Source organism: Chitinophaga sp. 22620, from assembly GCF_052044405.1.
In the GTDB taxonomy this organism is placed as follows: domain Bacteria; phylum Bacteroidota; class Bacteroidia; order Chitinophagales; family Chitinophagaceae; genus Chitinophaga.
Genome location: NZ_JBQEMV010000004.1, coordinates 361038 through 376624 on the forward strand (window position 1 = coordinate 361038; position 15587 = coordinate 376624).

At 54.6% G+C, this 15587-nt stretch carries 10 protein-coding genes and 1 tRNA gene; 4 read left to right on the forward strand and 7 right to left on the reverse strand.

From position 1 onward, the window contains the following. Nucleotides 1-2 precede the first annotated feature (2 nt). The gene (locus tag ACTJIK_RS20790; RefSeq protein ID WP_440649460.1) at nucleotides 3-503 is read left to right on the forward strand and encodes a phosphoribosyltransferase family protein; all 501 of its coding nucleotides are present in this window, start codon (nucleotides 3-5) and stop codon (nucleotides 501-503) included. Between the two features lies 1 nt (nucleotide 504). On the opposite strand, the gene ACTJIK_RS20795 is transcribed toward ACTJIK_RS20790, so the two are convergent. Then, nucleotides 505-1653, reverse strand: a complete 1149-nt coding sequence (locus tag ACTJIK_RS20795; RefSeq protein WP_440649461.1) for a DUF2279 domain-containing protein — start codon at nucleotides 1651-1653, stop codon at nucleotides 505-507. Next, a complete protein-coding gene (locus tag ACTJIK_RS20800; RefSeq protein WP_440649462.1) occupies nucleotides 1650-3374 on the reverse strand; it encodes a phospho-sugar mutase in 1725 nt (574 codons plus the stop codon). Before ACTJIK_RS20800 ends, ACTJIK_RS20795 begins: the two co-directional genes overlap by 4 nt. A gap of 172 nt (nucleotides 3375-3546) precedes the next feature. On the opposite strand from ACTJIK_RS20800, the gene ACTJIK_RS20805 reads away from it, so the two are divergent. Then, nucleotides 3547-4221: a protein-L-isoaspartate(D-aspartate) O-methyltransferase gene (locus tag ACTJIK_RS20805; protein ID WP_440649463.1), complete on the forward strand. Its 675-nt coding sequence runs from the start codon at nucleotides 3547-3549 to the stop codon at nucleotides 4219-4221. A 152-nt stretch (nucleotides 4222-4373) separates the two neighbouring features. On the opposite strand, the gene ACTJIK_RS20810 is transcribed toward ACTJIK_RS20805, so the two are convergent. Beyond that, a complete protein-coding gene (locus tag ACTJIK_RS20810) occupies nucleotides 4374-6947 on the reverse strand; it encodes a TonB-dependent receptor domain-containing protein (protein WP_440649464.1) in 2574 nt (857 codons plus the stop codon). A gap of 275 nt (nucleotides 6948-7222) precedes the next feature. Then, a tRNA-His gene (locus tag ACTJIK_RS20815) sits at nucleotides 7223-7296 on the reverse strand. A 313-nt stretch (nucleotides 7297-7609) separates the two neighbouring features. Here ACTJIK_RS20815 and ACTJIK_RS20820 point away from each other — a divergent pair. Then, a complete protein-coding gene (locus ACTJIK_RS20820) occupies nucleotides 7610-8815 on the forward strand; it encodes a hypothetical protein (RefSeq protein ID WP_440649465.1) in 1206 nt (401 codons plus the stop codon). A 71-nt stretch (nucleotides 8816-8886) separates the two neighbouring features. Here the strand turns inward: ACTJIK_RS20820 and ACTJIK_RS20825 are convergent, their stop codons facing one another. Beyond that, nucleotides 8887-11325: an MG2 domain-containing protein gene (locus ACTJIK_RS20825; RefSeq protein ID WP_440649466.1), complete on the reverse strand. Its 2439-nt coding sequence runs from the start codon at nucleotides 11323-11325 to the stop codon at nucleotides 8887-8889. Nucleotides 11326-11532: 207 nt separating this feature from the next. On the opposite strand from ACTJIK_RS20825, the gene ACTJIK_RS20830 reads away from it, so the two are divergent. After that, a complete protein-coding gene (locus ACTJIK_RS20830; RefSeq protein ID WP_440649467.1) occupies nucleotides 11533-12777 on the forward strand; it encodes an NAD(P)/FAD-dependent oxidoreductase in 1245 nt (414 codons plus the stop codon). Here the strand turns inward: ACTJIK_RS20830 and ACTJIK_RS20835 are convergent. After that, nucleotides 12774-14765, reverse strand: a complete 1992-nt coding sequence (locus ACTJIK_RS20835; protein WP_440649468.1) for a hypothetical protein — start codon at nucleotides 14763-14765, stop codon at nucleotides 12774-12776. The genes ACTJIK_RS20830 and ACTJIK_RS20835 overlap by 4 nt on opposite strands. A gap of 134 nt (nucleotides 14766-14899) precedes the next feature. Then, nucleotides 14900-15520, reverse strand: a complete 621-nt coding sequence (locus ACTJIK_RS20840) for a hypothetical protein (protein WP_440649469.1) — start codon at nucleotides 15518-15520, stop codon at nucleotides 14900-14902. Nucleotides 15521-15587 lie beyond the last annotated feature (67 nt).

A 15587-nucleotide genomic window follows, 5' to 3' on the forward strand; every position in this document is an offset into this window, starting at 1 on the left:
ATATGGAAAATAAGAATGTTATCCTGACGCAGGAGGCGATAGAAAAGAAGATCGAACGGATTGCGTATGAAATATACGAACATAATTACGACGAACCATCTATCATACTGGCGGGCATCTGGGACCGCGGATCCATCCTCACCCAGAAGATCGCCGCGCACCTGCAACGCATAGCGCCTTTCAAAGTAGAGGTCATGGAAATAAAGCTGGACAAACAAAAGCCGGCTGAAGTGGAACTCTCCCACCAGCTGGATTTCACCGGCAAAGTGATCGTCGTGATCGACGATGTGGCCAACTCCGGCCGCACCATGCTCTACGCGCTCAAACCCTTCCTGCAATTCCTTCCCAAAAAGATACAAACAGCCGTACTGGTAGACCGCCGGCATAAATCCTTCCCGCTCTCCGTGGACTTCGTGGGCTACAGCCTGGCCACCACCCTGCAGGACATGGTGATGGTGGACGTTTCCGGCGAAAAGATCTCCTCCGCGTATCTTACCAATTAAATCAAAAATAAAGGGCGTGCATCTTTAGCCGTCCGTTGAGGTCCAGTTCCAGCGCGGGCGCGGGGATTTTTATCATATTCAGCACCTGGAACAATACCTTCACGCCTTTGTGCTTCGTCCTGATCTTTGTAAGGTCAAGGTCCGGCGACAAGATCAGTTGCCGTTTGCGTTTGAGCCAGGTGTAATTGCGGTATACGCCCCCGGCATCTGTCCAGTGGTTGGAATAATCGTCGAACATATTGTCCGCGCTGTAACCCACGGCAATGTTGAGCCATCGCGGCAGCCGGCTTTCGGGCATCACGCTTTTGAGGTTGAGGCTCAGCCAGTAGGTTTGGGAGTTGTAGTCTTTGAGCGTCCTTTCAGCCCAGGTATGCCCGAACTGGTCGATGGCGCGGGCTTTCAGCACGGGGTCGTTGTAGCGGACGGGGAAGGAGGAGAACTTCAGCTGGAAGCGCTGTTCGTTCCAGGCCAGCTCCTGGCTCATCATCACGGCCACCCCGAGGGCGTTGGCGGCCATGTCGCTCCACGACCAGCCCCAGTTCTCGGAATGCGCATCGAGCAGTTCTATCACGCTTTGGTAAGCGAGCCCGCTCATACCCCCGATCCATATCTGCTGCTTGCGCGGAAGGCCCGTCCAGCGCCAGATCTCGCGGCTGTATTTGGAGAGCAGGTAGGCGCTGAAGATATGCCCGGCCTTATCCATCTGCAGCCATTCGCCGCTGTCGTTGAATGTATGGAAGCTGCGCTGCGAGTAACCGCTGTACCAGAACTGGTTCAGCACCAGCAGCGAATTGGCGTAAGCAGCCACAGTGATGCCGCTGAGCGCCCATACACGGCCTTTCACGGGCCTGTCGGGAATGTCGAAGAAGCCGATATAAGGAGCGGAGTCTTTTACATGGGGGAAAGTGTCCTTCACGCGTTCAGAAGTGGCTGCCGGCTTGAAAGAGGTGTCCTGCACGGGTGTAGCTGCTTCACCGCACGCGGTATCGTTCAACCGGCTGATGTGCAAACCAGGAAAGGATATTTCATGGCCTGCGGGCACAGGCACGGCGTTCACTTTCACGGGCAACATCCATAAAGCAAAAAGGCTGCCGGTACAGCAGATACTGCCCGCAGCCTTTTTACAGAAGGTCTTGATGTATCGGATCATCCGAGTTGCATGTCGTGAATAATACCCGCCACTTTCGCATCCAGCGCCTGTTCCACTCTTTCCAGGTCGGCCGGGCTTTCCAGCGGTTCATGCACGCTGAAATAGAACTTGATCTTGGGTTCCGTGCCGGAAGGGCGCGCGGAGATCCGGCTGCCGTCCGCAGTCAGGAACTGCAGCACATTGGATTTCGGAAGGTCGATAGGCGTTTGCTCGCCGGTGGCCAGCGTGGTGACGTGAGACAGCTGGTAGTCGAATATCTTCACCACGGGCGAACCGTTGATGGATGCCGGCGGGTTCTGGCGGTAGCTGCTCATCATCTCCGCAATTTCCTCGGCGCCTTTCATGCCTTTTTTGGTGATGGAAATGAGGGACTCCTTGTAGAAACCATACCGTACATAGATGTCGATCAGCTGCTCGTACAGCGTTCTGCCTTCATTTTTGGCGTAAGCCGCCATTTCGCAGATCATGGCTACGGAAGCAATGGCGTCCTTATCGCGCACATTATCCCCGATCATATAACCGTACGATTCCTCGCCGCCGCAGATGAAATTTTCGGTGGCTTCCTTGCGGCGTATCAGGTCAGCGATCCACTTGAAACCGGTGAGGGTGTTGTAGCAGGTAATATTGTTGCTGGCGGCGAACACGTCTATCAGGTCGCTGGTCACCACCGTTTTGCAGATGTAGTCGTTGGGCTGGGCAAGACCTTTACGTTTGCGCGCTTCCACGATGTAGTTGAAAAGCAGCACGGCGGTCTGGTTGCCGTTCAGCAATATCCATTTGCCGGTATGGTCTTTCACGGCAATGCCTACACGATCGGAGTCGGGGTCTGTTCCCAGCAGGATGTCCGCATCCAGCGCAGCGGCCTTTTTCAGGCCGATGCTCATGGCTTCGGATTCCTCCGGGTTGGGATACACCACGGTCGGGAAGTTCCCGTCGGGCGTAGCCTGTTCTTCCACGATGTGCACATTGGTGAAACCGAAACGTTTGAGTATTTCAGGCACGAGGGTAATGCCGGTGCCGTGAATAGGAGTGTATACGATCTTCAGGTCATGCTGTTTGGCCACCACTTCGGGGTACACGCTCAGGCTTTTGAGCATGGAGAGGTACGCCTCGTCCATGTCTTTCCCGATGAGGGTGATGTTCTGTTCCCAGCCGGTCCATTTCACTTCCCCGATGCCGCCGATCTTTTCCACTTCGAGGATCACGTTCTTGTCGTGCGGCGGCACCAGCTGCGCGCCATCGTCCCAGTAGGCCTTGTAGCCGTTGTATTCACGGGGGTTGTGGCTGGCGGTAAGCACCAGGCCGCCCTGGCATTGCAGGTGGCGGATCGCGAAAGAAAGCTCGGGAGTGGGGCGGAGGGCTTCGAAAAGGAATACTTTGATGCCGTTGGCGGCCATTACATTGGCGGCTACCTCGGCAAAGAAGCGGGAATTGTTCCGGCTGTCGTGCGCAATGGCTATTTTGATCTCACCCTGGAAAGATTTCTTCAGGTAGTTGGCGAAACCCTGCGTGGCTACGCCCACCGTGTATTTGTTCATACGGTTGGTGCCCACGCCCATCACGCCGCGAAGGCCGCCGGTGCCGAATTCCAGGTTACGGTAAAATGCGTCCGTGATCTCGTCAGGGTTTTCTTTGAGGAGTTGCTGTACTGTTGCCACGGTTTCCGGGTCATAGCCTCCGTTGAGCCATTGCTCTGCTTTGCTGAGAATGTTTGCGTCCATGTGTTGAATTACTTTTTACAGGGCCTTGATGTGATCAAATGGACTGTAAAATAATGAGAAAAAGGTTTTCAGTCAAAATGGTTTGAAATACTGCCGCCTGCGACGGCAAATTTCAAGCCGTATTTCCCCGCCGCGGCGCATTCCGCGCGTTTTGCTATAAAAATCGCCCGTAATGGTTATTTTTGCGCCCATGAGGCGGTACGAAGATAATTATAAGCAAAAAGGATTACGCAAACAATTGGTAGACAACATCAGGCAGAAAGGTATTACGGACGAGAACGTACTGGCAGCCATCAACAACATCCCCCGGCATTATTTCCTGGACACGGCTTTTGAAGGGATCGCCTATGAAGACAGGGCTTTCCCGATCGGGGAGGGGCAAACTATTTCGCAGCCCTATACGGTGGCATACCAAACGCAGTTGCTGGAAGTTAAACCATTTGAGAAGGTCCTTGAGATCGGCACGGGAAGCGCCTACCAGGCCTGTGTGCTCGGCGAGCTGAAAGCAAATGTCTACACCATCGAGCGGCAGAAGAAGCTGTTCGACCAGGTAAAATCATTCCCTTTCAAGGCAAAGTACCCCACTATCCGGTTCTTTTATGGAGACGGGTATGAGGGGCTGCCCACCTATGCTCCTTTCGACAAAGTGCTGGTGACCGCAGCGGCGCCGCAAATTCCTGAAAAGCTGCTGAAGCAGCTGAAGCCGGGTGGCAAAATGGTGATACCCGTGGGCGGCGGCGACGTTCAGCGCATGCTGCGCATCACCAAAACCGGCGAAGATGATTATGAACAGGAGATCTTCGACGATTTTTCATTTGTGCCCATGCTGGCGGGAAAGAAAGGATAAGAACGCATTAAAAGAAAAGCGGCCGTCTTGTAAAAAGGCGGCCGCTTTTTTTTATGATATTTTCCGGGAAGCAATACTTTTTTGCTTTGAAAAGCCGCCCCGGAGGGTCCGGGTGCGGCTTGTTCTCACTAAGATAGGGATTAATCTCGTATTTAAAATCCGCCCTGGCCTTCCATCTGCACGCCTTCTGAGCTGGAGCGGTTGTTCCTGCGCTTGAAGAGCTGCGAATCAAATTTGCCGAAGCGGTAGCTGAGGTTCAGGCGCAGGATGCGGCTTTCGCGCTTGCGCACCATGTCCTGCGTGAAGAAAGCGGATTCCTGTTCCATGCCGAACTCGCGGGTGTTGAACACGTCGCTGAGGCCGAGGGTGGCGGTGAGGGCTTTGCTCTTCAGGAAGTCTTTCCGCAGCGCCACGTCTACCGAGCTCAGGCCTTTGATGCGGCCCTGTGCAGAAGTGGGTATCATCATGAAACCGCCGCCTCCGCCGCCACGGCCGCCTCCGCCTCCGGTAGGAATAGTGATGGTAGGCGCCTGGTAGTTGGCGGTTACCTGGAAGGTCATGTTCCAGGGCAGCTTGGTTTCGGAATTGATCTTCGCCAGCCAGCTGAAACCGCGGTTGGTAAAGTTTTCCTTGTCGTTGCGCACCTGCAGCTCCTGCTGGTAGAGGTTCACGTTGGTCGTGATGTCCCAGCCCTGGATGATCTGGTTTTTCATCGTTAGTTCGGCGCCATAGGAAAAGCTCTTGTTGGCGTTGATGAAGGTGGTGAGCAGGGTATCGCTGCCGGGAGCTACCGGGGTGTTCAGCGTGCTGATCAGGTTGTTGGTATTGCGGTAGTAAATTGAACCGAGGAAGTTGTGTTTCTTCCAGGTTTTCATGTAAGAGAATTCCAGGCTGTTGGTGAACTCAGGCCGGAGGTTCGGGTTGCCTTCGCGGTGGTTCAGCGGGTCGCTGAAATCGCGGTAGGGCACCAGCTGGAAGAAGTTCGGGCGGTTCACCCGGCGCGAATAGTTCAGCTGCAGCTCCTGTTCTTTTTGCAGCTTGTAGCTCAGGTACACGCTGGGAAACAGGCCGGGTACGGCTTTGGTGGGCTTGAAGGTTTTGCCTTCGCTTGGTATTTCGCCGGAGTAAATGTATTGTTCCGCGCGCAGGCCTACCTGGTAACCAAAGTTCTTGATGGTATTGGAATAGTTGGCGTATGCCGCGTAGATCTCTTCTTTGTATTTGTAGTCGTTGCTCAGGCTGTCTATCGGCACATTCACGTTCAGCCCTTCGCCTACTTCGTAAGTGCTGCTGAAGCTGCGGATGGTGCCTTTGATACCTGTCTCGAACTTACCGGTCTTACCCATCGGGTCCACGTAATCGGCCTGGAAGGAATAGAAGTTTGTTTTACCGTCGCCCCGGTTGCTCTGGATGTAGGGATCACCGGAAGGCTGGCCTGCCAGCGACTGCTGCTGCATGCGGAAGGCGCCGCTGCGGTCGTTGCTGTTCAGGTTCATGGACACATCGGCAGTGAGTTCTTTGTTGGGCTCGGCAAACAGGTGCTTGAAACCCAGCGTGGTAGAGTAGTTGCGGAAGCCGAACTTGCTGTCTGTATACCGGGTGTTGCGGCGGAATGCGTCCAGCTTGGCGTCGCTGTAGGTGCTTCCCAGCTCTTCGTAGTTCTTGAAAGTGCCGTTCACGATATTTTGTGAAAGCGAAATGGTATTCCGGTTATCCATGAAATAATCCACGCCGATGCGGCCGAACTGGAAGTTGCCGCCGCTGCGGCTGTCGCTTTCCTGGAAGATATAATTCTGGTCCGTTACGCTGGTGGCGAAATTGGTACGGTCAGTTGTGCCGTTGCCCCAGTTGCGGTTGGCGTTGTAGTTATAGTTGGCGCTCACGTTCCATTTACCCTGGCGCACGGCAATGTTGCCGCCCGCGTTGTATTTGTCGCCCGTGCCGATGCCGCCCTGTATCATACCGTTGAAACCTGCTTTTTTATTTTTCTTCAGCACGATGTTGATGATGCCGCTCATGCCTTCCGCGTCGTATTTGGCGGAGGGGTTGGTGATCAGCTCCACGCTCTCGATCGCGTCTGCCGGTATCTGGTCGATGGTCAGCGTGCTGGGTTTGCCGTCCACAAAAATATTGGGGGAGGAGTTGCGCACTTTGACGTTGCCGTCTATGTCCACGTTCACGGAAGGAACGCTTTTCAGCACGTCTGCCGCGGTGCCGCCTGCGCTGGTAAGGTTACGGTCCACATTGAACACTTTTTTGTCGATGTTCATCTGGAAGGCGGAGCGCTGACCGGTCACTTCCACTTCGGAAAGGGCTTTGGCATTGGCTTCCAGGCGGATGTTGCCTAGGTCCTGCGACATAGCCTGGGGTGTTACCGTTACTTTTTTGAAGATGGTCTTATAACCCATGAAATTGATGCGGAGAAGGAAGGGGCCGAAAGGCAGCTGCTCCAGGCTGAAATCCCCGTTGCCCTGGCTCAGCATGCCGGTCACCAGGCTGGAATCTTTCTGGCGGAGCAGCGCTACGGAAGCGTACTCTACGGGTTGGCGGGTTTGTGCGTCTACCAGTTTGCCGTAAATATGGCCGATCTGCGGCATTTGCCCGCCGCCGGGGCGTTGGCCGTTGGGTGCTCCTGCGGGTCGTGTGCCTCCCTGGGGGCTCACCTGCGCTGCCGCATACGATTGCATTACGATCAGACCCAGGAACAATGCGTACAATTTTTTCATCTTAATGAACTTTGAATGGACTCGGATTTTAGACGTTGTTTTTATGACGGCCATTTACGGTATTGGAAAATAAAGCCTTTGCAAAATTAATGGCTATTCTGCGCGCGGCCGGCGGAAAGGGATAAAGGGAGGGAATTGCAACACGAATGACGGGAAAACAGGGCCGGAAGGTATTAACATTAATTAACACTACAGATGGCGTAATAATAGCTTAATAATAGCGGCTGAAATGAAAAATGGCTCCTGGAATTCAGAAGCCATTTTTACTTGTAACGGGTGGATGAGGGGGCTCGAACCCCCGACCCTCAGAACCACAATCTGATGCTCTAACCAACTGAGCTACAACCACCATGTGTGTTTTATGGAGTGCAAAGGTAATATTTTTCGTATTCAATTTCCAAATGTTGGGGCGGAAATCTTTTACAAAAAATCAAAATTGCTGTTTCCGGATAACCGCCTGATGTTGTTGCCTCTAACATATAGCGAATGGAAATCTGTTTTCAGGACCCGGTTATGCACATGATTTCCACAAAAAAACGCGTATCTTTGCCATTCGCAAATCCCCCGAAACTTACTAGCCCAGCATGCGAAGTGCTGGGCTTTTTGTTTTTATTAACCAGGAAAAAATTATATAAAAAGTTGACATACAACTAACTATGCATATGGATCAGCTAAAATTGAAATTACAGGAGTATTATCAGCGGTACCGGAAGCAGGACAAACTGCCGAAGAAAGAGGCACAGGAAACGGGGAAGGACTCGGTTCAGGATCTGGAGAATGATATCCTTACACAGTTCGGGCTCCCGGTATCCAAAAGGTTTGTACAGATATTGCACGATTTTGTCAATCAAGGCCAGGTAAACGACCAGTTGCTGGATTATGTGAGCAAGAAATTGCGCACCGCTGCCAGGAAATATTTACTCGCACCGGTTATGAGCGATTTGGAACAACTCACCCAGGCCCGCGACCAAAAGCGGAACCCCTTCGACGTATTGCCGGAGATCGGGTATCCTGCGCATGAATATGCTGTTTTCCTGATAGGGGAACTGCTGTACCGACGCAATATGAGCGCGCAGGATGTGCTGGACGAATTGCAGCGCGCACATAAGCACAACAGCTGGGAAGACCTGCTGATGCTCAGCAAGATCAGTAATTATTCCAGCCATGAGCTGTATACGAAATTGAAGAAATTCGAGCTTCGTTTCGTGGACGACTTCGTGCAGCACCAGCACCGCCAGGAAGTGACGCGCCCGCAGAACAAACGCCTCACGCCGGCGGAGGAAGGCTATAAGCCCAATTACAAAACCATTTCGAAAGTGCAGGTGGAAGACATCGTGTTCGACGATAAGACCACGCCCAGCCTGTTCGGCAAGATCAAATCCGGCAGCCGTTACACCCGCATCACTATCAGCCTCGAATTTTCGGAGCTGAACCAGCTGCTCATGAGTAGTGGCGAACTGGGTGTGGAAATTGCGAACGCCGTCAAAAAACGCCTTTCCAACCCCGCGGTGGCCAAACCGCTGGTGATAGACATCAAAGCGGAATTCGGCGAGCCGCTGAAGCTGGACAACTGCTACCTGGAAGTATACAAGCCGCAGCACCAGGAGAACGGCAAATGGACGGAAGATAAGGACGCGTTCTATTTCGTGGACAAGATCCTGTCCAAAAAAGAATTCGAGAAGCGCAGCAAGGAAGCGGAAGTGAAAACGAAGATCCAGGAGTGCCTGGAACTGATCGGCGGCTCATACGTATATTACCAGCGCCTGCGCAGGCTCGGTATTACCGAAGAGGAAGCCAAGCTGCGCGCCGGTTTGCAGGATGAGCTGTTGTATAAGCTCAGCTACTACCTGAATAAACTGAAGGATTAATAACAGTCATAGCACGAAAAAGCCCCGTCCGGTTTAACCAGGACGGGGCTTTTTTATTGCAGTAATATTTGTTAAAAATTCTTCTCAATCCTGCCCACTCTGCCGTACTGGTCCATACCTTCCACCACTACCCTGAAGTTCTTCGTATTGTCGTTGTTATAGAAGATCAGGCGTGCGGTGTGGTTGGTGCTGTCTACCGTCAGGCTGGGGTTCCAGTAGAGGGTGAGGCGTTTGTCAGGCAGGTCGTGCACGGGTTTGCGCACGGAATAATCAGGGCTGTAGAATTCCTTGATGATCTTGTAACCGCCTTTTTTCAACAGCTCCAGCCCTTTCACGGTGGGGTCGGGCCGGCTGTCGCCCCCGCGGCGCGTCCAGATGGCAATGGCGCCGTTGCCGCCGCCGATGCCGCCCATGAACGGCGGACGGAATACTTTGATCAGCGCAACGTCCGCCATAGGGATATTGGCCACGGTGCCGATGTCTACAGGCATCTGGTCCAGGTACACGCCGGGAGCGCCGCCGCGCCAGGAGAGCACGGGATTGCTGATGTCGCCGGTGATCTGGAGGCCGGGCACCCGCGCCTGGAGATATTGGAATACATTGAACGATGTCACGTTTTCGTTCGTCAGGTCGAAGGTCATCGCGTTGCCGCCGGAGAACATACCATTGGCATATCTCTTTTCGGTGGTTTCAGCTTCTGTCGGTTTTTTGGCGGTGATGTCCACGCCCTGCAGCTGGATGGTGCGGTTGTTGATCCTGCGGTTCACGTTATTGCTTTCCACCACGGTGGCGAGATAGTTCTTTAATATCCTGTTGTCCAGCGGGGGAGGAGGCAGTAAGGGCACGGGCGTTTTTACGCTGGCGTATACGTCAAAGAAGTGACGGTCGAACTGCACGTCCACATCTTTCCATTTTTTATTGGTCATGCTGCCCTGGAAGTAAACATTGGCGGTATCGTTGTAGAACAGGTTGTTCAGCTGGAACGAACCGTCGGGGCTTACAGGTGCGGACGCGAAAGCGGACGAGCTGTCTACCGGTATCTTGATCAGGAAGTTCACACTGCCGTCTGTAACCGGCTGGCCGCCTGCGGTGCGGGCTTTGCCGGTGATGTTGATGCCCTGTTCGTAAGGGTACCTGATCTGCGGGTACTTGTCCTGCAATATCTGCTTCCAGCTGAACCTTCTCCAGCCATTGGTCAACATCACGAGATCGATCGCCTGCAAGGTGCTGGCGCTGTCGTTCCGGAAATACCAGGCGGGGTTGTGCACGTAGCCGTGAATGTCTGAAGTGAGCAGGGTATTGCTCACGATGTTGTTGCCCCAGGGGTCGAAGCCCACCTGGTCTGCATCGGTAACAGACGCGCTGATGCGGCCGCGCATGGAATCGGGCACCTGCAATACCAGCTCGGTGCGCTGGCGCGGGCCTTTGTTCAGTTCCTGCGGGTCCAGGAAATATTCGATCTGGTCGTTCTTCTGCCTTACGTATACCAGGCGCTCGGAAAGGGGATTGCCTTTCTGGTCGAACAGCGTGAGGGTGATAATGCCGGTGGGTATGTTGGCGGCGGGTATCAGCCCGCTCACTTTGCCTTCGGAAATGTTCAGGTTGGCTTTGTAGATCACCTGGTTCTGCATGGTGGCGATCAGCAGCAGCTCGTTCATGCTCGTATCCAGCCCGTTAAAGCCGGTGAGATAGAATATCCTGGCGCCGCGGTTATACACTTTCAGCGCGATGCCGCCGGATTTCACCGCGGGAAGGTTGAAGGTCTTCTGCTGGCCGGCGGCGGTGGCCACCACGGCTTTGTAGCTTTCTCCTGCAACAGGCTTCAGCTCAAAGGTGCCCATGCCATCGTGCAGGGTTTCGATCACGGCCACCTGCTGGTCTTTGCTGTCGCGCACAGCGCCGGCCACTTTAATGGGGTAGCCGTTCTGGTCGATGGCTTTGAACGCCACCAGGCTGTTCACATCGGTAACGAGGTCGCCGCCTTCGGGGAAGAACTGCACGGCATAGTCTTTCGCTGCCGGCGCATCATCGCCGCTTTTGCCGGTTTTCGGATCCAGCACCTGGATGTTTTTATAAAACAGGAAAGTGCTGTCGTAGTTGAGCATCCACGCGGTGTAAGCCCTGATCTGGTAAAGGCCGGGCTTCATGTTCTCCGGGAGGGCAAACTGGCCGGCCGCGCCTCCTTCGTTCACGAGCAGCAGCTCTTTCTGAACAATGGCTCCTTTTGCATCGCGCAGCTCCGCGTAGAGGTTGCGGGCGCCGAGGGCGGGGAGGTCGTTCAGCGTGAGGTAAGCGGAAAACCAGATGTTCTCGCCGGAAGCATAATAATCTTTATCGAAATGCAGGTACACTTTTTCCTGGGGGTAGTTGTTGGTGAATTTCTCTAAAGCCTTGATGATCCTTTCGGTCCAGTCATCGGGTCGGGAAAAGCCCAGGGAACCCCACACGGCCGTGGCCATAAGGCCGGCGGTAAGCAGTATCCTCAGCTTTTTCAGGGAAGGTCGTTGCATGGAGTGCTAATCGTTTAATGATCCAAGATAGTGATTTACGAATAATTAGTAGATAAGGCCACGGATATTTTAACATTTCGTTTTTGGCGCATTATTGCGGAAATTCGCGGCAGCAAATCCATCCTGCACAAGCCCGGGCTTAAGCATGTGCGGGAAGCGGCCGCAGCCGGTATAACGCCGGCTGCCCGCGGGATGCATCAATATAACATGGCAAACGATAAACAAGGAACGGGTAAACTGGTGGTGATCGGCGGCGGCGCGGCTGGTTTCTTTTGCGCGGTGAATGCCGCCAGGCTGCATCCGGGGCTGGAAGTGACGGTGCTGGAGAAAACCGGCAAGCTGCTGTCTAAAGTAAAAGTTTCCGGCGGCGGCCGCTGTAATGTGACGCACAACCTGCATTCCATCGCGGAAATGACCAAACGGTACCCCCGCGGCGAACGGTTCCTGAAAAAGGCCTTCTCCCGCTTCTTCGTGCCCGATACGATCGAATGGTATGCGGCCAGGGGCGTGGAGCTGAAAGCGGAGGACGATGGCCGGATGTTTCCCGTTACCGATAATTCCCAGACCATCATAGACTGCCTGCTGCGCGAAGCGGACCGCTACCGGGTGAATGTGCGTATGCATGCGGACGTTACCTCGCTGGAAAGAACAGGGGAGGAGTGGACGGTGCACCTGGCTTCAGGCCCTGCGCTGAAAGCCAGGTATGTATGCGTGGCGGCCGGCGGTTTTGCCCAGGCGCAGAAATTCGGCTGGCTCACAGCGCTGGGCCACAGCGTGGAAGAGCCTGCCCCTTCGTTGTTCACCTTCAATATGCCGCAAAACCCGGTCACGGAGCTGATGGGCGTGTCGGTGCCGCAGGCGCAGGTAAAGATAGCCGGCAGCAAATTGCAGGAAAACGGCCCTTTGCTGATCACGCACTGGGGTATGAGCGGCCCGGTCATCCTCCGCTTGTCCGCCTGGGGCGCAAGATATCTGCAGGAACAGCAATACACATTTACTTTGCTGGTGAACTGGCTGCCTGATCTCAACGAGAATTCCCTGCGCGACGCCTGGCCGCAATGGCGGCTGGATATGGGCGGGCAGGTGATCTGGGCGAAAAATCCCTTCGGCCTGCCGCAGCGCCTCTGGCATTTCCTGCTGCAACAGGCAGGGATACACGAAAATGTGCGCTGGTCCGAACTGCCTGCCAAAGAACAAAACAAGCTCATCCGCAGCCTGACTGCCATGGAATTTCCCGTAAAAGGGAAAACCACCTTCAAAGAGGAATTCGTGACCTGCGGAGGTATAAAATTATCGGAAATAGACCCGCAGACCATGCAGAGCCGCCTTTTACCAGGTTTGTATTTTGCAGGCGAAGTTATGGATGTAGACGGCATTACCGGCGGTTTCAACTTCCAGCACGCCTGGACGAGCGGGTGGATCGCGGCGCAGCTGGAAGGAACTACGGTCTAAAAGAAACTAATCCCCGCCTGCCATCCCAGCCAGCCCGCGCTCCGGCTGCCTGACGTGAAAGAAGGATACCCTTTCGCAGGTTTCTCCGCAATCCCTTCTTCATATTCCGCATACGACACTACCGGTCCCGCCTGTACGGAGAACCATCGCGTAACCTTGTAATGCAATTGCGGGATGAAACGGTACGCCTGCCCCATGCTTTTCCATTCGCGGTTGAAGAGGTTCTGTTGCAACAGGTCCGTGGTAATGGCCCATCGGCTGCTGCGGAGAGAAAATTCCCGGCCGAAACCCAGGCCGAGGCTGTGAAGGTCTCCGTCCATGCCGCCTGCAAGGATGGAATAGAATTGTTTCCTGCCGCTTTTGAAAGATATATTCACCGGCATCAGGTCGCCGGAATAGATGCTGAGCTTGTAATACCCGTTTTTCCGCACAATATTCAGCAGGCCGATGCTGATGCCGCCTGAGCTGTCTGCAACGTTCACAAGGCCGAACTGGAAACCCCGTTCCAGCCTGCGCGTAAAATTCCCCAGCAGCCCCAATTGCGCGCCCTGCATGCTTCCCCCGGCCCAGTTAAAAAGAGAAGAGAACTGGAAGCCTTTGAAACTGCCGATCGTGATATTCGTGATGCCCGCCAGCTGCATGCCCGATGCATCGTGGCCTGCAAAGTTGCTGATGCCGGCCAGTTGCATGCCCGAGGCGTTGCGCCCGGTGTAATTGGCTATGCCCCCGATCTGCATGCCGGATGCATCGTTTTCCACGTAATTGGCAATGCCCGCGATGCGTGCCCCTCCCGCCGTATCCCTGTTCACATTGGCGATGCCGCCTACCTGGATGCCTTTTACATTGCCGTCGTATACATTTGCCAGGCCCGCGATCTGCCCGCCCAAGGCTTTACCCGTGGCCCTGTTCACGATCCCCGCTACCTGCAGGCCGCGCACATTGCCCTTGGAACGGTTGGCGATGCCCGCGATCTGCACCCCGCTTACGGAATCGCCCATGATATTGTAAATGCCGCCTACCTGCGCGCCTTTCATCCAGCCTTCGGAATAATTGCCGATGCCGCCGATCTGCACGCCTTGTACGGATTTCAGGTTGTGGTTAAAAATGCCGCCCACCTGCACGCCTTTGATGTTGCCACCCACGATATTGAAAATGCCCGCTACCTGCACGTATTGCGCGTCTTTTTTATTGATGTTGAAGCCGCCGGCGATCTCCAGGCCGTCAGTACCCGCCGAGTACCCGCCGAGTATGTTCAGGGAAAATTTGTTCACCACCTGGCCCGACATCTTGCCGTGGGAGCCGATGGACGGCAGCAGCGACGACTGCACGGGTTTGCTGGCAAAGAAGCGGGAGATATTGTCTGTTTGCCTGCGCAGGCCCTCGGAAAGTAGGCGTTTGCCCAGCCAGGTTTTCTCCACCTGGTCGTTGACGATGAATTCCTTTAGCTGCACGGGTTTGGACGGGGCGATGGTAACGGACACTTCCCGGTCGAAGCCGGGCATTACATACATGTTGGTGTCTGTGTACAGTTCTTTGCTGACAGTAAGCTGCACGGAGGGTTGGCGGCCTTTGTCCCTGAGGCGCAGCTGGAAATAGCCCTCCTGGTTGGAGAAAGTGGAGGCCAGGTCCGTTCGGTCGTAGATGCTTGCATTGGCAATGCTCTGGCCGTTGTTTCGGTCGCGTATGTAGCCGCTGATCACATAATGCCGTTCGCGCACGGCCTCAGAGCGCTGGAGGATGATGTGCTCGCCGCTTTCCATATACTGCATGCGGCCCTGGAACAGCTGGTCCAGCGTTTGGCGGACGGTTTTGTTGGAAACGGTGAGGGTCACCAGGCTGTCTGCCCGGAAAGGCTTGCCGATATAGGAAAAAGAACAATTGCCGGCTTCGCTGATGCGGGCCAGCACCGAGTCCACAGGTTTACGGACCACCCTGACGGAAATGGTTTTGCCCAGTTGCTGGGCAAAGAGGCCAGAGGGGAGGAGCACTAGCAGCAATATACAGGCACGTAGCAAGGTGGAGCAGGGTTTATACATGGCGAACGCCGGGTCTTCTTTTCAGAACCCGGCGGCCAAAATTAGCGTAAATAGTACAATGGTTAAACTGGGGAATACATAAGCGGTTAAAACACGCCGGCTTTCACGCCCAGGTGGAAGCCGGGAGCGCTCATTTTGCCGTCCGAAAGCGTTGGGTCTCCCGCGCCCATGATCTGCCGCCAGGTGCCGCCGGCCACAATGCGCAGGTAGCTGGTAATGTTCAGCTCGGCATTGATGTAAGGTTCCACTACAAAAAATCCGTTGGATTCATACACATGGTCGCGGTCGTGGTCGCGGCCCCAGTCGTGACTGCTGCGCTGCGACACGCCACCGCCGCCTATCAGCGCGCCTGCGCTCCAATGGAACAGCTTGTCTGAATTATGCACGTATTCCACCACGCCGCCGGTATACCAGAGGTTCCATTTGCGACCGTCATCAAAGTTGTCCACTTTCAGGCTGTTGGCCATTGAATAAGCGCCTGCGCCGATCATGATCTTTTTATTGAGGAACACGCCGCCATAACCGCCGGTGAGCACGGCAAAGCGGTCGTCGAAGGTGGAGATTTTACCCAGGAGGGCTCCGTAAGCGCTGAGTTTCTTTCCCCCTCCGCCTTTGTTCTTAAAGCTGGAAGAGAGTGTTTCCATCTGCTGCGCCTGTGCAAAAAGTGTGGTCAGGACCAGGGCGCATGCTAAAGTAAATGTTTTCATATATCAGAATTTTGTGTTTCTGGTAATATGACCGGATAAACGCGTCCTCCCCCTATATGCCCTGCAA

Bases quoted from the DNA above. Each gene is read 5' to 3' on its own strand.
- ACTJIK_RS20830 (WP_440649467.1), top strand. From the start codon at position 11,533: ATGGCAAACGATAAACAAGGAACGGGTAAACTGGTGGTGATCGGCGGC.
- ACTJIK_RS20825 (WP_440649466.1), bottom strand. From the start codon at position 11,325: ATGCAACGACCTTCCCTGAAAAAGCTGAGGATACTGCTTACCGCCGGC.
- ACTJIK_RS20810 (WP_440649464.1), bottom strand. From the start codon at position 6,947: ATGAAAAAATTGTACGCATTGTTCCTGGGTCTGATCGTAATGCAATCG.
- ACTJIK_RS20840 (WP_440649469.1), bottom strand. From the start codon at position 15,520: ATGAAAACATTTACTTTAGCATGCGCCCTGGTCCTGACCACACTTTTT.
- ACTJIK_RS20795 (WP_440649461.1), bottom strand. From the start codon at position 1,653: ATGATCCGATACATCAAGACCTTCTGTAAAAAGGCTGCGGGCAGTATC.
- ACTJIK_RS20805 (WP_440649463.1), top strand. From the start codon at position 3,547: ATGGTTATTTTTGCGCCCATGAGGCGGTACGAAGATAATTATAAGCAA.
- ACTJIK_RS20790 (WP_440649460.1), top strand. From the start codon at position 3: ATGGAAAATAAGAATGTTATCCTGACGCAGGAGGCGATAGAAAAGAAG.
- ACTJIK_RS20800 (WP_440649462.1), bottom strand. From the start codon at position 3,374: ATGGACGCAAACATTCTCAGCAAAGCAGAGCAATGGCTCAACGGAGGC.
- ACTJIK_RS20820 (WP_440649465.1), top strand. From the start codon at position 7,610: ATGGATCAGCTAAAATTGAAATTACAGGAGTATTATCAGCGGTACCGG.